The organism is Marinomonas sp. AWM4_232, assembly GCF_056158325.1.
In genome coordinates, this window is record NZ_JBSWTA010000001.1 from 1,669,058 (window position 1) to 1,693,875 (window position 24,818).

At 46.3% G+C, this 24,818-nt stretch carries 19 protein-coding genes, 1 tRNA gene, 1 pseudogene and 1 riboswitch; of the genes and pseudogenes, 14 read left to right on the forward strand and 7 right to left on the reverse strand.

The genetic code is table 11. From position 1 onward, the window contains the following. Positions 1 to 29: 29 nt before the first annotated feature. Together rsmD and ACXAC1_RS07910 are read right to left on the reverse strand one after the other, a co-directional pair. Positions 30 to 629 carry a 16S rRNA (guanine(966)-N(2))-methyltransferase RsmD gene (gene rsmD, locus ACXAC1_RS07905; protein ID WP_475060646.1) on the reverse strand — a complete coding sequence of 200 codons (600 nt, stop codon included), beginning with the start codon at positions 627 to 629 and terminating at the stop codon, positions 30 to 32. Further along, positions 626 to 1,912, reverse strand: coding sequence for a hypothetical protein (locus ACXAC1_RS07910; protein ID WP_475060649.1), 1,287 nt, complete (start codon positions 1,910 to 1,912; stop codon positions 626 to 628). Before ACXAC1_RS07910 ends, rsmD begins: the two co-directional genes overlap by 4 nt. 180 nt (positions 1,913 to 2,092) lie before the next feature. Here ACXAC1_RS07910 and ftsY point away from each other — a divergent pair, with 180 nt between their 5' ends. The 4 genes from ftsY (at position 2,093) to rpoH (ending at position 6,129) form a co-directional block, all read left to right on the forward strand. Further along, positions 2,093 to 3,403, forward strand: a complete 1,311-nt coding sequence (ftsY, locus tag ACXAC1_RS07915) for a signal recognition particle-docking protein FtsY (RefSeq protein WP_475060651.1) — start codon at positions 2,093 to 2,095, stop codon at positions 3,401 to 3,403. Positions 3,404 to 3,441: 38 nt separating this feature from the next. After that, positions 3,442 to 4,113 (forward strand): cell division ATP-binding protein FtsE, encoded by a 672-nt coding sequence (gene ftsE, locus ACXAC1_RS07920; RefSeq protein ID WP_133561793.1) that lies wholly within the window; start codon positions 3,442 to 3,444, stop codon positions 4,111 to 4,113. Then, positions 4,114 to 5,133 (forward strand): permease-like cell division protein FtsX, encoded by a 1,020-nt coding sequence (gene ftsX, locus ACXAC1_RS07925; protein ID WP_475060654.1) that lies wholly within the window; start codon positions 4,114 to 4,116, stop codon positions 5,131 to 5,133. Positions 5,134 to 5,262: 129 nt separating this feature from the next. Continuing rightward, on the forward strand, positions 5,263 to 6,129 hold the full coding sequence (gene rpoH, locus ACXAC1_RS07930; RefSeq protein ID WP_475060657.1) for an RNA polymerase sigma factor RpoH: 867 nt from the start codon (positions 5,263 to 5,265) through the stop codon (positions 6,127 to 6,129). 160 nt (positions 6,130 to 6,289) lie between these two features. Here the strand turns inward: rpoH and ACXAC1_RS07935 are convergent, their stop codons facing one another. The 5 genes from ACXAC1_RS07935 to metK all read right to left on the reverse strand — a co-directional run bounded on the left by ACXAC1_RS07935 (position 6,290) and on the right by metK (position 12,037). Beyond that, positions 6,290 to 7,153 (reverse strand): energy transducer TonB, encoded by an 864-nt coding sequence (locus tag ACXAC1_RS07935; protein ID WP_475060659.1) that lies wholly within the window; start codon positions 7,151 to 7,153, stop codon positions 6,290 to 6,292. 7 nt (positions 7,154 to 7,160) lie between these two features. Beyond that, on the reverse strand, positions 7,161 to 8,114 hold the full coding sequence (gene gshB / locus ACXAC1_RS07940) for a glutathione synthase (RefSeq protein ID WP_228190775.1): 954 nt from the start codon (positions 8,112 to 8,114) through the stop codon (positions 7,161 to 7,163). A 159-nt stretch (positions 8,115 to 8,273) separates the two neighbouring features. After that, positions 8,274 to 9,950 (reverse strand): TolC family outer membrane protein, encoded by a 1,677-nt coding sequence (locus tag ACXAC1_RS07945; RefSeq protein ID WP_475060661.1) that lies wholly within the window; start codon positions 9,948 to 9,950, stop codon positions 8,274 to 8,276. 140 nt (positions 9,951 to 10,090) lie between these two features. Continuing rightward, entirely contained in the window at positions 10,091 to 10,822 is a 732-nt protein-coding gene (locus ACXAC1_RS07950; RefSeq protein ID WP_475060664.1) for a 16S rRNA (uracil(1498)-N(3))-methyltransferase, read from the reverse strand. Between the two features lie 51 nt (positions 10,823 to 10,873). Beyond that, positions 10,874 to 12,037, reverse strand: a complete 1,164-nt coding sequence (metK, locus tag ACXAC1_RS07955) for a methionine adenosyltransferase (protein WP_475060666.1) — start codon at positions 12,035 to 12,037, stop codon at positions 10,874 to 10,876. Positions 12,038 to 12,113: 76 nt separating this feature from the next. Continuing rightward, positions 12,114 to 12,189, reverse strand: a riboswitch (SAM riboswitch). Between the two features lie 211 nt (positions 12,190 to 12,400). Between metK and tkt the strand changes: the two are divergent. The 10 genes and pseudogenes from tkt to trmA all read left to right on the forward strand — a co-directional run bounded on the left by tkt (position 12,401) and on the right by trmA (position 24,808). Next, positions 12,401 to 14,401 (forward strand): annotated as a pseudogene (tkt, locus tag ACXAC1_RS07960) (transketolase). 68 nt (positions 14,402 to 14,469) lie between these two features. Continuing rightward, positions 14,470 to 15,504 (forward strand): type I glyceraldehyde-3-phosphate dehydrogenase, encoded by a 1,035-nt coding sequence (locus ACXAC1_RS07965; RefSeq protein ID WP_475060669.1) that lies wholly within the window; start codon positions 14,470 to 14,472, stop codon positions 15,502 to 15,504. Between the two features lie 29 nt (positions 15,505 to 15,533). Next, on the forward strand, positions 15,534 to 16,697 hold the full coding sequence (locus tag ACXAC1_RS07970) for a phosphoglycerate kinase (protein WP_475060671.1): 1,164 nt from the start codon (positions 15,534 to 15,536) through the stop codon (positions 16,695 to 16,697). A gap of 246 nt (positions 16,698 to 16,943) precedes the next feature. Then, positions 16,944 to 18,011 (forward strand): class II fructose-bisphosphate aldolase, encoded by a 1,068-nt coding sequence (gene fba, locus ACXAC1_RS07975; RefSeq protein WP_475060674.1) that lies wholly within the window; start codon positions 16,944 to 16,946, stop codon positions 18,009 to 18,011. Between the two features lie 90 nt (positions 18,012 to 18,101). Then, a tRNA-Leu gene (locus ACXAC1_RS07980) sits at positions 18,102 to 18,186 on the forward strand. A 115-nt stretch (positions 18,187 to 18,301) separates the two neighbouring features. Beyond that, positions 18,302 to 19,423 (forward strand): type 1 periplasmic-binding domain-containing protein, encoded by a 1,122-nt coding sequence (locus tag ACXAC1_RS07985; protein WP_475060677.1) that lies wholly within the window; start codon positions 18,302 to 18,304, stop codon positions 19,421 to 19,423. 194 nt (positions 19,424 to 19,617) lie between these two features. Continuing rightward, positions 19,618 to 21,960 carry a PAS domain-containing protein gene (locus tag ACXAC1_RS07990; RefSeq protein ID WP_475060680.1) on the forward strand — a complete coding sequence of 781 codons (2,343 nt, stop codon included), beginning with the start codon at positions 19,618 to 19,620 and terminating at the stop codon, positions 21,958 to 21,960. 12 nt (positions 21,961 to 21,972) lie between these two features. After that, positions 21,973 to 22,668, forward strand: coding sequence for a 5'-methylthioadenosine/S-adenosylhomocysteine nucleosidase (gene mtnN, locus ACXAC1_RS07995; RefSeq protein ID WP_475060682.1), 696 nt, complete (start codon positions 21,973 to 21,975; stop codon positions 22,666 to 22,668). A gap of 68 nt (positions 22,669 to 22,736) precedes the next feature. Then, the gene (locus ACXAC1_RS08000) at positions 22,737 to 23,636 is read left to right on the forward strand and encodes a hypothetical protein (RefSeq protein ID WP_475060684.1); all 900 of its coding nucleotides are present in this window, start codon (positions 22,737 to 22,739) and stop codon (positions 23,634 to 23,636) included. A 77-nt stretch (positions 23,637 to 23,713) separates the two neighbouring features. After that, complete coding sequence (gene trmA / locus ACXAC1_RS08005; RefSeq protein ID WP_475060686.1) at positions 23,714 to 24,808, forward strand: tRNA (uridine(54)-C5)-methyltransferase TrmA; 1,095 nt, start codon at positions 23,714 to 23,716, stop codon at positions 24,806 to 24,808. Positions 24,809 to 24,818: the final 10 nt, after the last annotated feature.

Genomic DNA, 24,818 nt, shown 5'->3' on the forward strand with positions numbered 1-24,818 from the left:
AAGCTTCGTGCACAGTTTATGGAGTTGAATTAAGCGGAAACTTGATACAGTGCAAACGTCAATTGTCCAGCACGCTTTTCTTTTTTGAGCTGCCAATTATCTGGGAGTTGACTCAACTGGGCTTCGCTTTCTCTCTCAATGTAGATGTAAGCATTGGCTGCTAACCAGCGCTCATCAAGTTTTGGCAGTACTTGCTCTAGAAGCCCTTTTCGAAAAGGCGGGTCCAAGAAGATGACATCAAATGGTACTGGATTGGTTTGTAAGAAACTTAAAGCATCCGTGTTATGCACGGCACCATTGCTCGCCTGCAAGGTGCTTAGGTTGCGCTCGATTTGTTGTGCAACGGATCGATTTAGTTCCACGAACGTGCATTCCTTCGCACCACGAGAGAGCGCTTCTAAACCCAGTGCACCAGAACCGCTGAATAAGTCTAAGCAGCGAGCGCCCGGAATCTCAAAGCTTAACCAGTTGAACACGGTTTCTCGAACGCGATCCGTGGTCGGGCGTAAGCCATCCAGCTCGATGATAGGCAACTGCCTAGAGCGCCACTCGCCACCAATAATACGAAGCTTGGAAGCGCTGCTTTTGCTGGCTGCTTTTGGGCGGGCACGAGAGGAAGATTTCTTCATAATTTAACTAACACTTCTTGGCGAGATGAAATAACGAGCAATCGGTCAATTGCAGCTTGATATTGCGACATTGTAAAAGAGTTTGCCACCTCACTGTAGTGTTCAGCGAAGGTAGCCAGATCCAATGGGGAGTCAGGGTAGGCGACACGGCTTCCGATTGCGCTCCACCAGGTGGGGTTTTGGCTCAGATTGGCCAGTTGAGCCAACAGCTGAGCTTTTAGATCAGAGAAGGCTTTGCTGTCTTGATAACTGGGTAGGGTATTGGGAAGGATCCAGCTGGAGTCAGGGGCTGGAGTGCTGGCATCAGCTGCCAAGACAGATTGGGCCGCTTGCAGTTGCCAAGTCACATAAGGTTGCCAAGGGGATAAATGCAGTTGCCACTGGCCGATGTTGCTGTGCAGCTGTTGTTTTTGGCGCTCCAGAGAGTCCTTAGCCCAGATTTGCAGTGCTAGCCAATCGGTAACGGATTGCAACGGAGTTAACGAAATCGCGCCATATAAGGCCTGTAGATCATGGTCACCAAGTACTGTAGTCTGAGGCTCTAAAGCATTAGCAAAAGAAGAATGTGTAGCCCTGTGCTCCATGGTTTGCGTCAGTTGATCAAGTGCCGTCTGCAGCTGTGATTGCGCGGACTCGGTTAAGGCGCCCGCGACGATAATATGTGAAACCGACTGTTTAATGTTGGCCAAATGTTGTTCCAACGTATCCGTTGTTAGGGGGCTGTTGGCGGTATCGGAAGTATCGTATTCAGGCCATAGCTGCATTAAAAGTTGTTGCGAAGCTGAGTCCGGTGCATTGTTGCGGGCTCTATTTTGCAGCGCTGAATACTTGAATTGAGTTTGATTTAACCAAGTATCCAGTACCTTCATGGTGGCGCTGAGGTACTGTGGTTGGTTGCTAAAGGATATTTGCAGCGTCTGTTGCTGCGCTGCGAAGTGGCTCTCAGCCTTGGCGGCTAATGGCGTTAAACGCTGATTAATAGTGGCGGTACTCAGTGGGAGAGTTGGGCCTGTTAATAATTCCCATGTTGCCTTCGTTAACGCTGAATATTGAGAGTTGGCATGAAAGACAATGGTCATTTCTATTTTGTCGCTACCAGACCAAGTGTCCTGTGCAACCCAATACACCGGAATATGACTGCTGGTTTGCCACGACCTAATGTTAGGCTGCTCTAACACGGTTTTGGGATCGGTTAGGTTGAGTAGCCAAACGGCCAATGTCGAGGCGACAATAATGACGGCCAGAACAGGACGGCTAAATAACGGTTTATCGCGATGAAACATGGTAAAAGTCGCTAAATGAGAAAGATTAGGTACATTTTTCCATGAAACTGGGGCTTTTTGCCATTAGGAATGATGCTAAAATCACCGCTTTTAACGCACCCATCGTCTAAAACGGCTAGACCTGCTTGAGACGTCGCGATTCAGTTACCCATCCATTGGGATCAATTTAGAGAGATGTGAATGGAACTTGTAGATCAGATTATCGCTTATTTAACCCCTTACTTTGGTGAATACGCTCGTTTTGCACCGATTGGCTTGGGTGTTCTACTGGCTATCATTGCTTTTTATATCAAGCGTTCAGTTGTGAAAAGCATGGATGCCGATATCAAAGCAGCGAAACAAAAGCCTGCAGAGCCTGTTGCCGAAGCAAAGGACGCTGCCGAGCCAGCGGATGAGAAAGCAGTAAGCCAGACCTCTGTGAAAGCTGAAGCGGATTCAACCGAACAGCCTATTGTGTCGGCTGACGAAGCACAAACCACAGAAGTCTCTAAGTCGGACGCAGCAGTTGAGCCATCAGCCCAGCCTGAGCCAGTAGCAGAAGTTGAAGTGCCAAAAGCCGCGGAGTCCGTGCCAGCGTTGTCTTGGTCTCAGCGTATTAAAGCTGGCCTTTCTCGTACCCGCGGTGGCTTTGGCTTGTCATCACTACTGATGGGCGGCAAAAAGGTCGATGATGATCTTCTGGAAGACCTCGAAACACAGCTATTAATGGCCGATGTGGGTGTAGAAGCAACGCAATCTTTGATTAATACACTGACAGAAAAACTGAACCGTAAAGAGCTGAAAGACACCGATGCTTTGATGGCGACCCTAAAAGGAGAGCTAAAAGACATTCTAGTGAATTCTGAAGAGCCATTAGATCCTACTGCTAAGCAAGGCCCATTTGTCATTTTAATGGTGGGTGTGAACGGTGTTGGTAAAACCACCACGATCGGTAAGTTAGCGAAGAAATACCAAGCGGAAGGTAAGAGCGTGATGCTGGCTGCGGGCGATACGTTCCGTGCGGCGGCGGTTGAGCAGTTACAAGTTTGGGGTGAACGTAACAACGTACCCGTTGTAGCACAGCATACCGGCGCGGATTCTGCTTCGGTGATTTATGACGCTATTGAGTCGGCTAAATCCAAAGGCGTGGATATTGTCATCGCAGATACGGCTGGACGTCTACAAAACAAAGCGAACTTGATGACTGAGCTGGAAAAAGTAGTTCGCGTCATGAAAAAGCTAGATGTTGAAGCGCCACATGAAGTGATGTTGGTGTTGGATGCAGCGACAGGCCAAAACGCACTGAGTCAAGCAAAGCTATTTACCGAAGCGGTAGGTGTATCGGGCATCACTTTGACGAAATTAGACGGTACGGCTAAGGGCGGTATTATCTTTGCCATTGCGAAGCAGTTTGGTTTGCCGATTCGTTACATTGGTGTTGGCGAGCAAGCTGACGATTTGCGTCCGTTTAAATCCCAAGAGTTTATCGACGCTTTATTTGATAGCGAGTAACAGGTAGATTTAGTCGATCAACCACAGGGGATGTTTGCGTGGAAATTGAGTTTCAGCGTGTAGGTAAGAAATACGAGAGCGGCCATGATGCCTTGTCGCAGGTGAGTTTCCACTTGCAGCAGGGTGAAATGGCATTTCTCACAGGTCACTCAGGGGCTGGTAAAAGTACCCTGATGAAACTCATTATGATGATTGAGCGCCAAACTACGGGCAAAATCTTGGTGGATGGCGTTGATCTACGTACGCTTGGCAAAAGCGCTATCCCATTTCACCGACGTCGCGTGGGGGTTGTCTTCCAAAACCACCAACTCTTATTTGATCGCAGTGTGTTTCATAACGTGGCGCTGCCGTTACAAGTCAGTGGCGCTGACGATGAGCAAACCGGCAAGCGTGTTCGTGCAGCGTTAGACAAAGTGGGTCTACTTGGCAAAGAAAAGCTTAACCCTATGGCGTTATCCGGTGGTGAGCAGCAGCGTATTGGTATCGCCCGAGCGGTTGTGAATAAACCGCAGTTGCTACTGGCCGATGAGCCAACAGGTAACTTAGATCCGCGACTCTCAGCAGAGATTATGAACTTATTCCAAGAGTTTAATCGTGTTGGGGTGACGGTATTGGTCGCCAGTCACGATCTAGCCTTGGTTGCGAGAATGCGTCATCGTGTTTTAACCCTTAATCAAGGGCGTATGGTTAATGATGGAGGGTTCGCTTAAATGGCCAAGCCTCCACAGCAGCGCCCAGCGCAACGAGGGGCGACCCGCCAAAGCCTCAGCAATAATCGTCAATCGGCGTGGCGCGCACCAAGCTTTGATTTCAAGCTGTATTTACGCCAGCACCAAGCCTTCCTAATTGAGAGCTTTACACGTCTAATCGGTCATCCCCTTGCAAGCCTGATGACCGTGATGGTGTTGGCGATCTCCCTCTCATTACCTGGTGGACTGTTTGTTCTATTGAAAAATGTGCAGTCAGTGACGGATCAATGGGAACAGCAATCGGTGATCTCGCTATACCTGTTTTCTAATTTAGAAGACACCGAAGCGTTGGCGCTTTCCCACCAATTATCGAGTCGTGCTGACGTAGAGTCGGTGGAGTACATCTCTAAGGAAGAGGGGTTGCGCTATTTTGAGCAGTCCAGTGGTTACGAGCAGATTATGTCAACACTGCCTGAGAACCCTCTGCCGATTGTGCTCAAAGTCATTCCCAAAGCGATCGTAGACTTGAATACGCTGCCTGAGCTGCAGTCTTTACGTGACCACCTACAAAGCTTGCCACAGGTTGAGCATGCGCAATTAGATGCCGAGTGGTTGCAGCGTTTGGCAACCATGATTAACTTTGGTCAACGCTTTGTGTACGCCATCTCTGCACTGCTAGTCATTGCCGTACTTTTAATTGTCGGTAACACCATACGCATGGCCGTGGAAAGTCGCCGCGATGAAGTGTTAGTGATGAAACTGGTTGGTGCGACGAACAGCTATATCCGTCGCCCTTTCCTTTACATGGGTTTTTGGTTCGGTGTACTGGGAGGTGTATTTGCGTGTTTATGTATTATAATTTTAGCGTGGTGGGTGAGTGCCCCAGCAGAGCGTTTGATTGAGCTGTACCATGCAGGCTTTGAGTTGCAAAGTTTTAATGCAGTCGAAATTATAATGTGTTTAACTATTAGCGCGTTTATTGGCGTGATCGGCTCTTGGATAGCGGTGAGTCGTCATATTCGCGATATTGAATTACAGTAAATGAGGAAGAAAAAGCGCGTTTGTATTGACGAATAACGCGAAAATCTCCACATTTACGGCACACATAGTGTGAACTTTGTTGCTAGTATTTGCTCATACTCAGTATGAACACGAAGAGGTGAAATAGAAATGGGTAAAGCTCTCCAGCCAATCGACATGATGACTCCAGGACAGAATCTTGAGTCGTATGTTCAGGCCGTTAGTACCATTCCGATTTTGTCAGCGGAAGAGGAACATGAATTAGCCGAACGTCTTTATTACCAAGGCGATCTTGAAGCTGCGCGCTCACTGGTCATGTCTCACCTACGCTTTGTGGTACATATTGCGAAAAGTTACTCGGGCTATGGCCTTAATCAGGGCGACCTGATTCAAGAGGGTAACGTAGGTCTGATGAAGGCAGTTAAACGATTCAACCCTGAAGTTGGGGTGCGTTTGGTGTCTTTTGCTGTGCATTGGATCAAAGCAGAAATTCACGAATTTATCTTGAAGAACTGGCGTATTGTGAAAGTGGCGACCACGAAAGCACAACGTAAAATGTTCTTTAACCTTCGTAGCGCTAAGAAAAGTCTTACTTGGTTGAGTAACTCCGAGGTTGAGTCAGTTGCCTGCGATTTAGGGGTAACGCCTGAAGTGGTACGTCAGATGGAAGGCCGTATGAGCTCCACTGATATGGCATTTGACGCTGGCAGCGATGACGATGATGACAACGCTTTCCAAGCACCCGCTAACTTCTTAGAAGATTCCAGCTATGACCCTGCGATTGTGCTTGAGCACGGTAACTGGGAAGCGGATTCCAACCGTCGTCTTGAAAGCGCGATGCTTGAGCTAGACGATCGTAGCCGAGACATTCTGATCAAGCGTTGGTTGAACGAGAATAAAGCAACTTTGCATGATTTAGCGGATGAGTACGGTGTTTCTGCTGAGCGTATTCGACAGCTTGAGAAGAATGCTATGAAGAAAATACGACTGGCCATGGGTGAAGCGGAATTTCACTAACCGCTACCGCGTTTACAGATACTGAAGAAGCCCTCCATTGCGAGGGCTTTTTTGTGCGCATATGGCTTTAGAATATCCAGCAAGTGTGACCCTATCTAAAGTACTTAGAGCACCTTAGCCGTAGAGAGTATATGCAGCGTTAAGCCTGTAAGTTTAACGCCTACTGGCTACGTAAACGGTCCCCAGGTACAAATTGCCAAGTACGAATAATCTCTAATTGATCCACTTCTTTTTTCAGTTCAGTTGGGAAGGTGTCGAAGGGTTCTGCTAAACGGACAATGCGCATCGCAGCGTCGTCGAGAATACGGATGCCGGATGAGTGCAGAATCTCAATATCATCGACATAGCCATTCGGTAGGATCGATACCGCAAGCCTGAGTTGCCCATACAGATGCTTCTGTTTCGCTTCTGAAGGGTAGTGAATATTACCTATTCGCTCAATTCGTCGACGCCAATCATCTAGATATTTTGCATCGATGGCTGACTTTGCTGAAACCGATGTCAGGCGACGAATACGAGGGCGTTTGGCATACTCCTGGCGCTGTTGATCGAGTAGTGCTTCAAGTGTCGCAATATCACTTGATAGGCGACTAGGGACCTGTGTTTTGCCTAAGAATTGTTCTTCAAGGGTTTTGTTTTGCTGCTCTGGTTCTTTGAGTACTTGGAAAACATCATTCTGATTTTGACTAGCGATCAAATCGGGATCGTTGACGGGCTCTGCGGAGGCCAATTCTGGCTGAACTGGTGGGGTGATATCTTGAACGGTATCAGCGCGAAATTGAGCCGTCTCCGTTGTGGTTAACTTTTGCTTGCGTAACTCTGTGCCGCTGGCCTGCTGGTTTGCTTGAGCGATAAAATCCGCTTCTTTCGGGGCGTCCGTCGTATGCTGCACTAATGTGACTTCAAGTGCTTTACGAGCCGGCGGCTGACCCAGTGAAAAGTCAAAGTTGACCAATGTTATCGCCAACAGGTGCAAACTGATGGCGATAAACAAGGTGACGGAGAAACGATCGGCTGTACGCATAGAGAAGTTAGTGTGTCGCTAAACGAGCCTCAATGGCATCCAATAATGTCATGCCAATGTTTAGGCCAAACTGTTCGTCTAATTGGCGTACACAGGTTGGACTGGTGACATTGATTTCAGTGAGATAGTCGCCGATAACATCCAATCCGACAAACATTAAGTCTTTCTCTTTTAGAGTCGGGATGACTTGATCACAGATCCATAGCTCACGTTCTGTAAGAGGGCGACCTTCGCCTCGTCCGCCTGCCGCAAGATTGCCACGAGTTTCTCCAGAGGCTGGAATGCGTGAAAGCCCATAAGGAATGGGTTTACCATCCACAATCAAAATTCGCTTATCGCCATCTTTTATCTCAGGAATGTATTTCTGCGCCATGATTTGCTCGGCGCCCATGTTTGTCAGTGTTTCGATGATAACACTGACGTTACTATCGTCTTCTTTCACGCGGAAAATAGAGCTACCGCCCATTCCATCAAGCGGTTTGAAAATAACGTCTTTATGTTCTTTGTGGAACGCTTTTAGTAAATCCGAGCGGCGTGTCACCAATACTTCTGGGCAGCACTGTGGAAACTGGGTAGCGAATAACTTCTCATTACACTCAAGCAAAGCCTTAGGGTTATTCACGACCATCGCGCCATCACGCTGAGCTTGATCTAGGATCATGGTTGCGTGCATAAATGGGATATCAAAAGGTGGATCCTTGCGCATTAAAATGACATCAAGCTCACCAAGCTCGATGCTCTGTTCTTCACCAAGATCGTAAAAGTGATCAGGGTCTTTATAGACGTTTAACAGTTGAGTGAAAGCATGGGCTTTGCCATTTTGAAGATACAGATCTTTGGCTTCCATATAGTAGATAGACCAACCTTTGTCTGCGGCCGCCCAAAGCATGGCTAGTGAAGTGTCTTTTTTGTAGTTAATCGTATGGATCGGATCCATCACAATGCCGAGTTTTATGGTCATAAAATTCGTTTCCTGTTTCGGCTACTAGGCATGAATTGCCTATACATCGGTTTATATAGGCATGAGTATAAGGACTCAGGGCGGGAAAGATAAGTATCGAGTAAGAAAATACCGGACAAACAGTGCGGTACGACAGCGTTGCCGTACCGCTTTAATCGATTACCAGCCTCCCGAGTTTTCTGTGGCATCAATGAAAATTACACCATCATCGCTGACACTGGTATTGCCTTGAGGGAAACTATTTGTTGCAGGTGCTTGATAAGAAGGAGCTGCGGCCTGTTGTGTGAAAGATGGTTGGCTCGTCGCAGGTGGCGTTCGGTACTGAGGCTGAGCTACTGGTGCTGCCTGATAAGCCGGTGTGTTAAAGGTTGCTGGCTGAGCCACAGGAGAAGTTTGAGTATTTACTGGTACAGCATTGGTTTCTTGTGTAATAGCTGGAGTGACTGAGCGGACAGGGGATTCGACAGGAGCTGTGATCTCAGAAGCTTTGACTGCGGTACGTTCCCTTGCAATTTGCTTTTGCTCGAAGCCTAATTCTTCTGGTTGATAAATGCGCAGTGCTCGCATTAAATCTCCCTTACTATTAAATAGTCTAAACTCGGCATAAAGCTCGTCATAATCAGCGTTAACGTAGTCTTGACGCGCTTCAAAAAGTTCATTCTCACTATCCAGAACATCAAGTAATGTTCGACGGCCTAGATTAAATTGCTGAGCATAAGCAAGCTGCGATTCTTTGGTTGCTGTGACGTACTGCTGTAAATAGTTTTTTGACCCTAAAGAAGCTTCATAAGCGGCCCAAGCGAGGCGGGCACTCAGTTCTGTTTCACGAATAGTGTTTCGCTTAATTTCTGAGGCTTGGATATTTTGTTGATTGGCTGCAGATTTTGCTCGCTTATCAGCACCACCACTGTATAAGTTGTAACTTAGTCGTAGCATTGCTGTTAAATCTTCATCGCTGCCTTCTGCACCATCTATATTGTCGTCAAAGGTGCGCTCTACGACAAAGTTTAGTTCAGGATAGAAGCTCGATTTCGCTCCTTCTAAGACGTGCTCGGTGGCTTTGACGTCCCATTGAGCTGAGTCGATAGCTGGGTTGTTTTTTAAAGCTTGATCAATGGCCTGTTCCAAGGTCTTAGGTAACATGGAGCGATCTGGCTCGGGGTATATTAGATCGGTAGGAGGCATCTCGCCGACAACGTTAACGTAGTTTGCTTCGGCTGCGCGAAGGTTGTCGATAGCTGACAATCGGTTTGCTTGAGCCTTTGCTAATCGCGCGGTGATTTGACTGAAGTCTGACTGGCGGCCGACCCCTGATTCACTAGCCGTACGAATTTGTTGGTAGATACGATTGTGTGTATCTAGATTGGTTTGGGCAAGTTGATATAGTTCACGATTTCTTAGTACGTCAGTGTAGGCCCGGGCAACTTCCAGAGCTTTGTTTTCAACTTGGATTAGAGCATTCCAGCGATTTGCTTCGGCTTCGGCTCTCAAACGCTTGACGTCATTTGAAGTACTAAAGCCACTAAAAATTGGTTGTGTAAGCGTTAGTGCTAACTCTCTTCGTGTCAAAGAAACATCTTCACCGCTGCCTTGATAATCATAGGTAGTTTCGTGCCCGATGCCAGCATTAAGATCTATAGATGGGTAATAGCCGTTTCTGCGTGATACTTCTGTGTTTTCTAGGCTTTCTCGATACAAAGCAATGGCTTGTCTAATTGCCGGGTTCGTCTCAACCGCTTTGTATGTTGCCTCTTCAAGGGTGATGCCCATGGCTGGAAGGGCGCATAGTGACGTAGCCAATACAATGCTACTTGCCAATAATTTTTGTCGAAACATGAGCTTCACCTGATGTAAGTAAAAGTAATTTGAGATAGCTGAATTTTTACACAATTCTAGAGTATAGTTTAAAAAATGAGCGAGTAGCTTTACATTGCTTGATCGTTACATTGCTAACGAAAATGTAAAAAAATGTAACTTTATATGTCGCCCCAGCGTATGTTTAATGCAGTTAGAGCTACTACAGGAGCGGTTTCTGTACGTAAAACCCTAGGTCCAAGAGCGATGGCCGAGAAATCGTGTTGTTTCGCCAAAGATACCTCTGCCTCTGATAAACCGCCTTCTGGACCAATGAGTAGGGCGATTTTTTTATTAGTTGGCTCTGAAAAGTCCCGCAATGGTTTAGCGCTGTGGTGGTGAAGTGTTAGCTTTAACATATCGTTACAATTAGCCACCCACTCTTCTAGCGGTACCGGAAAACATACTTCTGGTACCATGCCACGGCCTGATTGCTCTGCTGCGCTGATGGCCACTTGCTGCCAATGTTGCACGCGCTTTTCAAGTCGAGCATCATTCAGGCGCACTTCGCAGCGCTCACTGAATAAGGGCTGTATTTTATACACTCCAGATTCCACCGCTTTTTGTACGGCGTAATCCATGCGTTCTCCGCGAGAAATTGATTGCCCTATGGTTACCTTTAAGGGGGACTCATTATCCAGTGTGACAAAGTTTTCTACCGCAATTTGTGCGCTACGTTTTTCTACGTTCAACAGTTTTGAATTGTATTGGCCGCCTTGACCATTAAATATGATGATGGGATGACCTTCTTTCAGACGCAGTACTTTACAACAGTGTTGAAAAGCACCGTCGGGAAGGTCAAATATGGAGTGTTCAGCAAGTGGTAGATCGACGTGGATACGTGGAATGCGCATAAATAAAAAAGCCCTCTGTTGAGAGGGCTTTTATAACGGAAATCCGAGAGATTATAAACCGGCAGCTTTACGAAGTGCGTCGGCTTTATCTGTGCGTTCCCAAGTAAAGTTCTCACCTTCGCGACCGAAGTGGCCGTAAGCCGCTGTTGGCAGGTAAATCGGACGTTTAAGGTCAAGCATCTTGATTAGGCCTGCTGGACGAAGTTCGAAGTGTTCGCGTACTAGTTGAGAGATTAGCTCGTCATTTACTTTACCAGTACCAAATGTGTTGATACTGATAGAGGTAGGTTCAGCGACACCGATAGCGTATGACACTTGGATCTCACACTTGTCAGCAAGGCCCGCAGCAACGATGTTTTTCGCTACGTAACGGCCAGCATACGCTGCAGAACGGTCAACTTTTGATGGGTCTTTACCAGAGAATGCGCCACCACCGTGACGTGCCATGCCACCGTAAGTATCTACGATGATTTTACGGCCAGTCAGACCACAGTCACCTACTGGGCCACCAATGATGAATTGGCCAGTTGGGTTGATGAAGTATTTCGTGTCTTTAGACAACCACTCTTCTGGCAGAACCGGCTTGATGATTTCTTCCATTACCGCTTCGCGAAGGTCTGCTTGCTTAATCGCTGCGCTGTGCTGAGTGGAAAGTACCACAGCATCGATAGCACATGGCTTACCGCTTTCGTCGTAGCGGAATGTCACTTGGCTTTTCGCATCTGGGCGAAGGAAGTCTAGTGTGCCGTTTTTACGAACTTCTGCTTGGCGCTGTACCAAACGGTGTGAGTAAGTGATCGGTGCAGGCATTAGAACATCGGTTTCGTTGGTAGCAAAACCAAACATTAGACCTTGGTCTCCAGCGCCTTGCTCTTTTGCGTCCGCCTCATCGACACCTACTGCGATATCAACAGATTGTTTACCGATGGCATTAAGTACGGCGCAGGATTCCCAGTCAAAGCCCATATCTGAGCTGTTGTAACCGATTTCACGAATCACGCCGCGAGCGATGTCTTCGATATCGACCCAAGCATTGGTACGGACTTCACCAGCAACCAATACCATGCCCGTTTTCACGAGTGTCTCACACGCAACACGTGCTTCGGAGTCTTCTTTTAAAATGGCATCAAGGATGGCATCAGATACTTGGTCTGCGATTTTGTCTGGGTGGCCTTCAGAAACGGATTCTGAAGTAAATAAAGAATATTCTGACATGTTTGTGCCTCTATAAATGTAGATTCTAGAGCGCCAAACAGGCATAAAAAAACCCGCTTAGCTGAAAGATTTGCTAAACAGGCTGTCCTGCTTCTGTTTAGCTGATTTTATATAGCGTCCGCAAGCCGAAACAAATCGACGCTGTGGTACGGATGATGGACTAACAACGACTAAAATTCAAGCAATTAAGCGTTTAAGGTAGAGTGTTAGGGCTGCTTTTTTGCTATGATCTTAGCCATCTTTGTGCAATTTCATTCTCTTTGCTCATTTATTGGGCGTGCGTTACCCGAGGCCGTTGCAAGAACTGGGGTTAGCGTGGAGAATGAAACGACATTTCGTATATAAACCAGGAGTGGATAATCAATGCCGTCTCGTAAACAACTTGCTAATGCTATTCGCGTACTTAGTATGGACGCGGTTCAAAAAGCAAAATCTGGACACCCAGGCGCGCCTATGGGCATGGCTGATATTGCAGAAGTGCTTTGGAATGACTTTCTAAAACACAACCCAACTGATGCTAAATGGGTTGACCGTGACCGTTTCGTATTGTCGAACGGCCATGGCTCTATGTTGATTTACTCTTTGCTTCACCTTTCAGGCTACAGCCTATCAATTGAAGATCTGAAGCAATTCCGTCAACTACACTCAAAAACTCCTGGTCACCCTGAGTACGGTTATACGGATGGCGTTGAAACAACAACAGGCCCTCTAGGCGCAGGTATCAGCAACGCTGTCGGTATGGCAATTGCTGAGAAAACCCTAGCGGCACAATTTAACCGTGAAGGCCATAACGTTGTTGATCACAATACATACTGCTTCCTAGGCGACGGCTGTATGATGGAAGGCATCTCACACGAGGCATGTTCACTAGCGGGTACGTTAGGCCTTGGTAAACTGATCGCATTCTGGGATGACAACGGTATCTCTATCGACGGTCATGTTGAAGGCTGGTTCACAGACGATACCCCAAAACGTTTTGAGTCTTACGGCTGGCACGTGATTGCTGATGTAGATGGTCACGATCCAGAAGCGATCAAAGCAGCCATCGAAGCAGCACAAGCTGAAACGTCTAAGCCAACGTTGATCTGTTGTAAAACCATCATCGGTTTTGGTTAACCAAACAAATCCGGTTCTCACGACTGTCACGGTGCGCCACTAGGTGATGAAGAAATCGCTGCAGCACGTGAATTCCTAGGTTGGAAAGAAGCACCATTTGAAATCCCTGCTGATGTTTACGAAGGTTGGGACGCGAAATCAAAAGGTGCGTCAGCGCAAACGGAATGGGAAGCGAAGTTCGAAGCTTACAAAGCGGCTTACCCAGAGCTTGCAGCAGAATTTGAACGACGTGTAATCAAAGGCGAATTGCCAGCTGACTTCGCTGAAAAAGCGGCGGCTTACATCAAAGAGTGCCAAGAAAAAGGCGAAAACATCGCCAGCCGTAAAGCGTCTCAAAACGCGATCGGTACGTTCGGTGCAATCTTACCTGAACTACTAGGTGGCTCAGCTGACCTTGCGGGCTCTAACCTAACTTTATGGTCTGGTTCAAAAGGTATCCAAGAAGACCCAGCGGGCAACTACGTATTCTACGGTGTGCGCGAGTTTGGTATGAGCGGCATCATGAATGGTGTGTCTCTACACGGTGGTTTCATCAACTACGGCGCAACCTTCATGATGTTCATGGAATACGCTCGTAACGCAGTACGTATGTCGGCATTGATGGGTATTCAGAACATCTTCGTTTACACCCACGATTCAATTGGTCAAGGTGAAGACGGTCCTACTCACCAACCAGTCGAGCAACTGGCTAACCTACGTATGACACCAAACATGTCAGTATGGCGTCCAGCAGATGCAACAGAAACAGCGGTTGCATGGGCTGCGGGTATTCAGCGTCGCTCTGGTCCAACGTCTTTGGTATTCAGCCGTCAAGGTTTGCCAGCACTTGCTCGCACTGATGCACAAGTAGCGGACATCGCCAAAGGTGGTTACGTATTGTCTGATTGTGAAGGCACACCAGAACTAATCCTGATTGCGACAGGTTCTGAAGTAGCACTAGCGCTAGACTCTGCGAAAGCATTGTCAGAAAAAGGCACTAAAGTTCGTGTTGTGTCTATGCCATCTACGGATGCTTTTGATGCACAAGATGCGGCGTACCAAGAGTCTGTACTGCCTAGCAGTGTGACGAAGCGTGTTGCGATTGAAGCAGCGCACGTTGATTACTGGTACAAGTACGTAGGCTTTGGTGGTGCGATGGTGGGTATGCGTACTTTCGGTGAATCAGCACCGGGTGGCGACCTTCTAAAACACTTCGGCTTTACTGTAGAAAACGTGGTAGCCACAGCAGAGAAACTGCTGAACGCCTAACGGCTTCACAACGAAAGAGGAGCTTCTGGCTCCTCTTTTTTGTTGCTTTGATTTGATTTAAGAGAACTATGTTGCGAGTAGCGATTAATGGCTATGGCCGCATTGGCCGATCAGTGCTTCGTGCAATCTACGAAAACGGTTATCAAGACCGAATGCATGTGGTGGCGATCAATGAATTATCGGATATTGAAACGATCAGTTATTTGACGCGCTACGATACCACTCATGGCCGCTTTCCTAAGCCTGTATCGATTAAAGGCAGTAGCCTGATGATTGGTGAAGATGAGATTCAATGCTTCAGTGCAGCGACGCCTGAAGAGTTAAATTGGTCATCTTTAAACGTTGATATGGTGCTTGAATGTTCAGGTGCCTTTGCAGAACGTGAGCAGATTCAGCGTTTTATCGATGCAGGAGTGCCACGAGTGCTGTTGTCCCAGCCTGCCTCGGCAGATGTAGATGCGACGATTGTGTATGGTTTTAATCACGAAAGCGATGTCAGTGCGGAGCACTCGATTGTGTCTGCGGCTTCTTGTACCACAAATTGTGTCATTCCTGTTTTAGATACACTAGAAGCGTTAGCGGGGGTCGAGCACGGTGCAACGCAAACCATTCATTCTGCGATGAATGATCAACCTATCATTGATGCTTACAATACCAAAGATTTGCGCTTAACTCGTTCCGCAATGAGTTCAATCATACCAGTGAACACTGGCCTTGACCGTGGTATTGCGCGTTTGATCCCGAGCCTAGCGGGTAAGATCAGCTCAAATGCCGTTCGTGTTCCCACCATCAATGTCTCTTTGATCGATATGGTGGTGCGTACGAAGGAAGATGTGACCGCGGAGCAGGTGAATACTGCGTTGCAAGTGGCTGCTTCATCCAAGTACGCCAGCCTACTTGGTTACACTCAGGAAGCCCATGCTTCGGTGGACTTTAACCATGACCCACGCTCGGTGATCATTGATGGTACTCAGACACAAGTGGTCGATGGCCGCTTAGTGAAACTGCTATGTTGGTTTGATAACGAATGGGGCTACGCGAATCGTATGTTAGATGTGGCATGCTATTGGCAACAATTATTGGAAGACAGTGCTAAGCACTAATTGATTTTAAAAACGACGAGGAATCGTGCATGACCGTAATTAAAATGACCGATTTGGATCTTGCGAACAAACGAGTGTTGATTCGTGAAGACCTTAACGTGCCAGTAAAGGATGGCAAAGTAACCAGCGATGCGCGCATTCGTGCGGCGTTACCAACACTTAAGCTTGCGCTAGAGGCGGGTGCTAAAGTGATCGTAATGTCTCACCTTGGTCGCCCAACTGAAGGCGAGTACGAAGAACAGTACTCAATGCAGCCAGTTGCCGATCATTTAGCAGGTCTTCTAGGTCAAGACGTTCCACTAGTGAAAGACTGGTTGGATGGCGTTGAAGTCGAAGCGGGTCAGCTTGTCCTAGTTGAGAACGTACGTTTCAACAAGGGTGAGAAGAAAGACGATGAAGCATTGTCTAAGCAAATGGCTGAGCTATGTGACATCTACGTGATGGATGCCTTTGGTACGGCGCACCGTGCTCAAGCATCAACGCACGGCGTTGGTAAGTATGCACCGGTTGCTTGTGCCGGCCCATTGTTAGCAGCAGAGCTTGATGCCCTTGAAAAAGCGCTTGCCAAACCTGCGCGTCCAATGGCGGCGATCGTTGGTGGTTCAAAAGTATCCACTAAGCTAACGGTGCTTGAGTCTCTATCTGACAAAGTAGACCAGCTTATCGTTGGTGGCGGTATCGCCAATACCTTCCTAGCGGCGGCAGGCTTCCCTGTCGGTAAATCTTTGTACGAAGAAGATTTGATTCCGCAAGCAAAAGCGCTGATGGAAAAAGTAAACATCCCTTTGCCTGAAGACGTGGTTGTCGCAACGGCGTTCTCTGCCGATGCTAAAGCGACGGTGAAGGACGCGAAAGATGTTGCTGCAGACGATATGATTCTGGATATCGGTCCAAAAGCGGCGGCGAAACTTGCTGGTCTACTGGAAAGTGCTCAAACGATCATTTGGAACGGCCCAGTTGGCGTATTCGAGTTTGATCAGTTTGGTGAAGGTACCAAAGCGCTTTCTATGGCGATTGCGAATAGCGAAGGTTTTTCAATCGCTGGTGGTGGTGATACGCTAGCAGCAGTCGACAAATATGACATCGCTGAAAAAGTGTCTTACATTTCCACTGGTGGCGGTGCTTTCCTAGAATTTGTTGAAGGAAAAGTGCTCCCAGCTGTTGCTATGTTAGAGTCACGCACGCAAAATTAGTGTAAAGCTAAAAGCTTACACTTGAATAAGACAGGGAAAACCCTGCACGATTAGGTGCGTCATGATGACCATCTCATCACTATAATAACTAACACTTAGAGAGTGACCGGTCTGTCATTAGACAGAATGACAATATAACGATAAGGCGTAAAGCCACATGTGACACACATGCGCATGGATAAACATTAATGGGTGCTTTGTTATTAGCAAAGACACCAATCAACTTCATTGTCAGAGGAAACTTTTATGCCTTTAATTAGTATGCGTCAATTGCTGGACCATGCAGCAGAGCATGATTACGGCTTACCTGCGTTCAACGTGAACAACATGGAGCAGGTAAAAGCGATCATGGAAGCCGCAGACGAGGTAAACTCGCCTGTTATCATGCAAGCTTCTGCTGGCGCGCGTAAGTACGCAGGCTCTCACTTCCTTCGCCACTTAATCGCAGCGGCGATCGAAGATTACCCACACATCCCGGTAGTCATGCACCAGGATCACGGTACGAGCCCAGCAATTTGTCAACGTTCAATCCAGCTTGGTTTTTCATCAGTGATGATGGACGGCTCCTTGATGGCCGACGGTAAAACGCCAGCAAGCTATGAATACAACGTTGATGTGACACGTCGTACAGTAGAGTTCGCTCACGCATGTGGCGTCTCTGTAGAAGGTGAATTGGGCTGTCTAGGTTCTCTAGAAACTGGCCAAGCTGGTGAAGAAGACGGAGTGGGTGCAGAAGGTATTCTAGATCACTCACAGATGTTGACTGACCCAGACGAAGCATTTGAATTCGTTGAAGCAACCGGTATCGATGCCCTAGCGGTAGCGATCGGTACTAGCCATGGTGCGTACAAGTTCACTCGTCCACCAACCGGCGACATTCTGGACATCGAACGTATCAACCGCATTGCGGAAAAACTACCAAATACGCATATCGTATTGCACGGTTCTTCTTCAGTGCCACAAGACTGGTTAGAGATCATCAACGAATTTGGTGGTGATATTCCAGAAACTTACGGTGTGCCAGTAGAAGAAATCGTGAAAGCGATTCGTTACGGTGTTCGTAAAGTCAACATTGATACGGACCTGCGTCTAGCAGCAACGGGCGCTATCCGTCGTAGCTTAGCAGAGCACAAAGGTAACTTCGATCCACGTAAATACTTAACTGAAAGCATCAAAGCGATGAAAGCTGTGTGTATTGATCGTTACGAAGCATTTGGTTCAGCGGGTCAAGCATCACGTATTCATACGATTGATCTGGAAGAAATGGCGATTCGTTACGAGCACGGTGAGTACTCAAACGGTCGTCGTTTCTAATTAACAGGATGAGCGAGCGACTTTTTTAAATTTCTTTTAAAAAAGTGTTGACCTGAAAAATGGTTCACCTATAATGCTCGCCATTCCAAAGCGGGAGTGGTGGAATTGGTAGACACGCTGGATTTAGGTTCCAGTGCTTCACGGCGTGAGAGTTCGAGTCTCTCCTTCCGCACCAAATTTTAAAAAAGCCGAGTTACTTAGTGACTCGGCTTTTTTTATGCCTTTTTGATGCTTTCAATGTACCTTTGTTAAGTCTTATCGTTAGAATGTCCACTCTAGGAGTGGATTTGATGAGGCGACAGCAGTTGTTCCGTATTTTTCTTTGCTTTTTTATATCTGCCTTTTCTGTAACAAGTTGGGCTTATACATTTGCACAATCATCTTTGAGCTTGCAGCGTTTTTTAGAAGATAATCCCAGTCAATTACCTTTAATTGAACAGCTTTCTGTACGCGTTCATTCTCAGCCTATTAGGCTCATGACGGTGTATCCTGAAACCCAGAAAATTGCTGTTGTACTGCGAACATCGCCCAGTCAACCTGAAAATCAAGCTTGGTTATTTGCGTTTAAGCGTCGTATGCAAGAGCTTAATATCGACTTTAGAATGGATGTCTTTTATATGCCTCGTGACAAAGGCACGACCGTAGCGTTGAATAAATATACAAGTATTCAAGAGGCAGACTTCGATTATGTGATTATCGATAAGGTAGATGATCACAACCGGCCTTTAATCGAAAACCTTTTGCGCCAAGCTCAACAAAAGGTAATTATTTTAAACAGCTTTGCTCCCTATCCTGCTTGGCGTTTACATCCGCCATTGCTGTACATTGGGACCGATTTGACGTTTATGATGAACCGGTTGGCGAGTCTTATAGATAGAGCGCTAGATACTGATGCAATCATTGATTCAATCTCTTCATCTGAAGATGGCATATTGGCAAATCACTGCCAAATGTTTCTCAACGAACTCAGCGTATTAGGAAGATCAATACGTTATCGTTACCGTGTGAACGGTGAAGATGATGTGTCACGTATAGTAAATCTGCTAATCAATAAAATACCAGATGGTACAACTGAGCATTTCATTTTCTCGTGTACGCCAAGCACCAGTGAAGAGGTTGTTAATGCATTGATTTCAATGCCTTCAAATTTTACTAAAACGAATGCATGGCTTGGACAAAGTCGACTAGAATTTGCACATCAAAAAGGTGTTGTCCTGGTTACAGTTTTAGAGATGAAGGATAAAATGGCTATAGCTACTGCGGAAGCAATCAAGGCTGATATTGAATTGCGTTTGCTGCCAAGAGTATATGCTGAAACGGTCACTTTTCTTACTCAAGATATGGATCAGGAAACTCGCCTTTTAACATTTCAACAAGCATTACAGTACTCATTCCCCCTATGGCCACGTTGAGTTTAAAGAAGCGATTCTCGCGTTCAGTTGTCCCTCTATTTTTTGTGATAGGTTTTCTTCTATGCTCTGTCATATGGGCGGTGGATTATTATAATCAGCGTTATTATTCCAATGCATTACTATTACAAAAGGCACAGGCTGTCCACGTTGGATTTGAGTCCTATCTTGACCGAGCCAATTTTGAAGTGAAGTATTTGTCCGAGCAAATTGGTCATGGGAAGACGGTTGATAGTTTATTTCAGCTCCACGACATACTTTTTTTTGGCGGGCTAGACTTTTTCTATGCCGTTTTAGAAAACGGCCAAACGATGGATGACCCTCGCGCAAGGCTGTATACCCGAGATAATATCCTACGGTTAGTGGACCGAACACAAGTAGGCATTTGGCAGCATGTATCCAGTTCAGATAATGGTGAGTTGCTCGTCTTTAAAAAGTCCCTTGAAAATGACGAAGACGGCCTGAGTAAAGGGTATTTCTATGGATTCATTTCACTTAATAACAACCTTGCTTTGGCGAGTGATTTAATTGGCAGTGCCGAGGCAGATTATTTAGAAATAAATGATGTAGCAGGGCAGCCATTGTTAGTAGAGCAATTGAGCTCTTTTAATAATGATGGAGTGAGTATTAGCCATGAGACTACACTGTCTCTCCCCTCAATGTCTGAGAAACTTGCAGTTGAGCTAAAGTACTCAAGGCCATTAGTAGAGGCGTTTAGCAGCTGGGCTGTTATTGGAAGTTTGACTGTATTTCTTGGCTTAATAATGCTGTATTGGGGGATCCAATGGCATGCGCAAAGGTCATTGTTTGCACCAATTGCTGGTTTGCCCGCTTTAGGGCGCATGGATACTCTGAATTATAAAGAGTTTAAACCCTTGTTGGCTCAAATGAGCCACTTTCAAGTTCGACTTAAAGCGAGGGATCAGCATTTAGATTTGCTGTTAAACTCGTTACAGGCAGCCATTTTATTCTGTGATGAATCCGCAAAGGTGACAGACATTAATAAAGAGGCGGCTGCCATTTTTCCAGAGCATACGTCGGCAAAAACTATTTTTGACATGACGCCAATTACCTGTCATCAGCCTATTCAACGTGCTTTGAAAGGTGAATATGGGGGTGGATTTGAGCTCGAACTAGATCATCAACCTAAGGTATACGCTTTTCAAACTCACACTTTTGTCAATGAGCATGGCTTTAGGAGTGTCATGATCGTTGGACGTGATGTGAGCGAAGTAAGGCGTTTGCGATGGCATTTAACACATCGTTTCCCTCAACAAGCGATTGACCGACCACACCCCCTTCCTCAACTTGTTTTGCAAGAGGTCGCCAAACAGTCAGACTCGCTTCTAAAATCACCCAGTCAGTCTGTAAGTTGGTTAATGGCAATCGGGACACTTATTGAGAGTATTTCTGAGTGTCGTGAAGAGCGGCTGTCTAACTGTTCTCTTGGTGATTTAGTGATGAGTCAGCAACAATGGTTGAGTGAAACGCTGGAGTTATTGCCCCATCAACGGGACATTAGAGTAGAGTTATCGCTGGATGATGCGGTTTTAAGTGCACAATGGACATCTGATCATGCTGCGATGGTGCGTTCTGCCCTTATGTTGTGTATGCATAGCAAACTGACTGGCCGTCATGTCTTTTTTGGATGGGAGAAAAGTGTCCTTACCATCAAGGTGTATGGCTCGGATGATAGCAGCCCAGCTTTAGTTTGGTTATGCCAAGAGTGGCCAAAGGTATTGAAAGGACGTTATGAGACTGCGTCTGGAGGCTACGTTAAGATGACGGCATCCGTATCTATGGATTCGCCAGTGAATATAGGAGGGCTACCTGATCTTAGGGTTGGTTTTATTGAGAACGGTTTTACAGGCAGCGAACGAGTAAAAGAGTTGCTGTCACGTCTCCCCATTCAAAGTGACGTATATGCCTCTTTTGTGGAGTTCGAAAATACAAGCAAGCCCTATCATTGTCACTATAATGCTTTATTAATTGGGATGGGGGATGAGGGCTCAGCAAATGCATTTATTCATCAGCTCTTGGCTGCTAATAGTGCAAAGTTGCCAGTTCTTTACTTGGCAGATCATCAGCTGGAGCAAAACTCAGACCAGATATTATGTTTACATCAATTAATGGCCTACAGTTTGGCCTATCGTATAGAGCAGCTGAGTCATTTACCTAGTATTGATATGGGGGCATTAGAAGTTAAAAGAGCGGATCTTATTATAGTGGGTGGTTCCGCAATGGGACAAGTTATCTGGCAAGCTGAACTCAGCTCGCGTGGCTATACTGTACGCAGGGAGGCAGAACTCGAAAATTTAGCTTCTATACTGCACTCTGAGAGTCAAATGGGTGTCTTGATTTTGGATCGCCATACGGCTCATAGAGTCCTTGATTTAAACTTAATGTCGTTGCGCCATGTTCGCTGGCTGGTAGTTGAGGACTTTTCGAATCGGCCTGATACAATGTATTTAATCGAATTAAATGGTCGTTCTCCGGATAATGCCGTGATTACGTCTTTGCTGAAATTATTAAATAAATAGGACTATAACATTATGAGCGTAGTGGGTTTAATTGGGGCAATGGATGAGGAGGTTGCGGTCATCAAGGAATGGATGACGGATGTTCAGGAAACCGCTATTGCTGGGTGTGAGTTTTTTACTGGACAGCTTGATGGCAAGGAAGTCGTGCTTCTAAAGTCTGGTATTGGCAAAGTGAATGCAGCAGTCTCTACAACATTATTGATGGCGAGTTTTGATCCTACGGTCGTGATTAATATCGGTTCGGCAGGTGGTTTTGATCCCGAATTAGAAGTAGGGGACGTCATTATTTCGGATGCAGTGGTCCATCACGATGTTGATGTAACGGCGTTTGGCTACCGATTAGGACAGTTGCCTAGTATGCCAGAAGCATTTGCAGCGGATGCTTCGTTGGTGAGTGCAGCAAAAAATGCCGTCGCGAAAGTTGGGCAAGTGAAAGCCAAGGTAGGCTTGATTGGTACTGGTGATGTGTTTATGTGCGAAGCAAGTCGAGTGGCGAAAGTTCGTGAGGCATTTCCAACTCTAAAAGCGGTCGAAATGGAAGCTGCTGCAGTGGCTCAGGTATGCCATAAGTTCGCAATCCCCTTTGTTGTGGTTCGATCTCTATCGGACGTTGCTGACAAGGAGTCGCCTGCAAGCTTTGAAGAATACTTAAGTGTGGCGGCCAAGAACTCTTCTTTGATGATTCGAGAAATGCTACGCGAACTATGATGGAACATATTCAAGGAAGATCACGCGCAATGTTCTGCATGATGATAGGGGGGCTGTTAGGGGCTCCCTTGAACAGTGCAATGGCAGCTTCAACAGCAAATGAAGCGGACCAAAGAGAATGGTGGCTGACAACTCATGAAACCATGTCTTATAAGGTAGGAGAGTGGTCTAATGGTTTGGACGCTTTTTTTTCTGGTCAGCGCCACGAGAATGACGAAAAAAGCTTTGTTAGCATGCGCTTTGGTTCGATCCTAGAAAGCGAAGATGGTGTCTCTGGCTTTTTTAACTTGGATGCACGACTACATCTTCCTAACACTGAGAATAGACTGGACCTGATCATTGAGTCGGATGCGGATGAGCTAACTCAAGATAATCGTCAAATGGATAATGAGCCAGGCCAGAATATTCTTCAGTCTGCTCAGAATACGCGGTTTGCAACGATGCTGCGTTATGTAAAAAATGAATGGAACGCCAATATTGACTTGGGCCTTTTAGTTCGTATGCCCATGGACCCTTTTGTACGTATTAAGTTTGGCCAAGAGCATGTGCTTGGAAATTGGACTTTTGAACAAAATGAATCGTTGTTTAGCTATTATACACTTGGCTATGGTGGTCGTTATAGCATTGCGGCAAAACGACCTTTTGCGGATCGCTTTGAATTTGGAGCAGAGTTTGGTGCAACCTATTTGGAAGTCGACTCTGAAACTTATTGGCGTCAAAACTTCTATTTAAATCATGCATTGTCGGACATTAGTAAGCTTCGATATCAAATCAGTTATTTACAAGAAGGCTCACGACCGCATGCGGAAAGTTTCCTGTATTTTCTCGAATATCAAAGAGTTTTGTACAAAAACTGGTTAATTGGGCAACTTAAGCCGCAAGTGACCTATGAGAGAGAAAGTGATTACCAATCAGAAGTATCGTTAACGGCCTCATTGGAAGTGCTGCTCGGACCTGGCTTTTTATAAAAGTCATTGTTCGCAAAATAAGCGAACTCTTTGTATAATTCGCGCCCTTTTTGAATACTAGTTTAGTGGACTTTTGCATGAGACCCGACCAAATACATCCTGAACACTACGCGGAACAGTTACAGGCTAAGCAGGCTTCTTTATCTGAGTTGATGACAGACTTAGAGTTGCCATCAATGGAAATCTTTGAGAGTGCGCCAAGCCATTACCGTATGCGTGCAGAGTTTCGTATTTGGCATGAAGGGGATGATCTCTACTATGCAATGTTTGACTCCGCTGACCCTCGTACCCCGATTCGTGTCGACCAGTTTTTAGCAGCGTCGACTCTTATCAATGAACTAATGCCAAAGTTACTGGCCGCGATTAAAGATGTTCCTGTGTTGCGTCATAAGCTATTCCAAGTAGACTTTTTGACGACTACAACAGGTGAAGCGCTGATTAGCATGCTTTACCACAAACCCATTGATGATGTATGGAACCAAGCTGCTCACGAATTGAATGACCTGTTCCCATCCTGTCATTTCATTGGCCGTAGCCGTAAGCGCAAACAGATCTTAACTCGTGATTTCGTCATGGAAACTCTGACGGTGAATGGTCGCAAGTACCATTATCAGCAAGTTGAAAACAGCTTCACTCAGCCTAACGCAGGCATCAGTGAAAAGATGCTGGAGTGGGCGCTAGATGTTACACAAGGCTGTTCTGGTGACTTACTGGAAATGTACTGTGGTAATGGTAACTTCTCGATTCCTTTGGCGCGTCGCTTTGATCGAGTAATTGGTACAGAAATCGCTAAAGTGTCAGTCAATTCAGCTTCTCTAAATATTGCCATGAACGGTGTCGGCAATGTTCAAGTCGTGAAGATGGCCAGTGAAGATGTGTCCGCTGCATTGAATGGGGAAGGTGAATTGCCGAAAGCATTGTTGCAAGCAGGCATGGATACACTGTCTCCAGCAACGGTTCTGGTTGATCCTCCACGAGCAGGATTGGACGATGGCACCGTTGAGTTAGTCAGGAAGGTTGATCAAATTCTTTACATATCTTGTAACCCTGAGACATTAAAAAACAACCTTGAAGCGTTATCTTCTACCCACAAGGTGACTCGGTTTGCGATGTTTGATCAGTTTCCTTATACCCATCACGTAGAAGCGGGTGTATTTCTAGAGCGTCGTTAGACGACTCTAG

Bases quoted from the DNA above. Each gene is read 5' to 3' on its own strand.
- rsmD (WP_475060646.1), bottom strand. From the start codon at position 629: ATGAAGAAATCTTCCTCTCGTGCCCGCCCAAAAGCAGCCAGCAAAAGC.
- ACXAC1_RS07910 (WP_475060649.1), bottom strand. From the start codon at position 1,912: ATGTTTCATCGCGATAAACCGTTATTTAGCCGTCCTGTTCTGGCCGTC.
- ftsY (WP_475060651.1), top strand. From the start codon at position 2,093: ATGGAACTTGTAGATCAGATTATCGCTTATTTAACCCCTTACTTTGGT.
- ftsX (WP_475060654.1), top strand. From the start codon at position 4,114: ATGGCCAAGCCTCCACAGCAGCGCCCAGCGCAACGAGGGGCGACCCGC.
- rpoH (WP_475060657.1), top strand. From the start codon at position 5,263: ATGGGTAAAGCTCTCCAGCCAATCGACATGATGACTCCAGGACAGAAT.
- ACXAC1_RS07935 (WP_475060659.1), bottom strand. From the start codon at position 7,153: ATGCGTACAGCCGATCGTTTCTCCGTCACCTTGTTTATCGCCATCAGT.
- gshB (WP_228190775.1), bottom strand. From the start codon at position 8,114: ATGACCATAAAACTCGGCATTGTGATGGATCCGATCCATACGATTAAC.
- ACXAC1_RS07945 (WP_475060661.1), bottom strand. From the start codon at position 9,950: ATGTTTCGACAAAAATTATTGGCAAGTAGCATTGTATTGGCTACGTCA.
- ACXAC1_RS07950 (WP_475060664.1), bottom strand. From the start codon at position 10,822: ATGCGCATTCCACGTATCCACGTCGATCTACCACTTGCTGAACACTCC.
- metK (WP_475060666.1), bottom strand. From the start codon at position 12,037: ATGTCAGAATATTCTTTATTTACTTCAGAATCCGTTTCTGAAGGCCAC.
- ACXAC1_RS07965 (WP_475060669.1), top strand. From the start codon at position 14,470: ATGTTGCGAGTAGCGATTAATGGCTATGGCCGCATTGGCCGATCAGTG.
- ACXAC1_RS07970 (WP_475060671.1), top strand. From the start codon at position 15,534: ATGACCGTAATTAAAATGACCGATTTGGATCTTGCGAACAAACGAGTG.
- fba (WP_475060674.1), top strand. From the start codon at position 16,944: ATGCCTTTAATTAGTATGCGTCAATTGCTGGACCATGCAGCAGAGCAT.
- ACXAC1_RS07985 (WP_475060677.1), top strand. From the start codon at position 18,302: ATGAGGCGACAGCAGTTGTTCCGTATTTTTCTTTGCTTTTTTATATCT.
- mtnN (WP_475060682.1), top strand. From the start codon at position 21,973: ATGAGCGTAGTGGGTTTAATTGGGGCAATGGATGAGGAGGTTGCGGTC.
- trmA (WP_475060686.1), top strand. From the start codon at position 23,714: ATGAGACCCGACCAAATACATCCTGAACACTACGCGGAACAGTTACAG.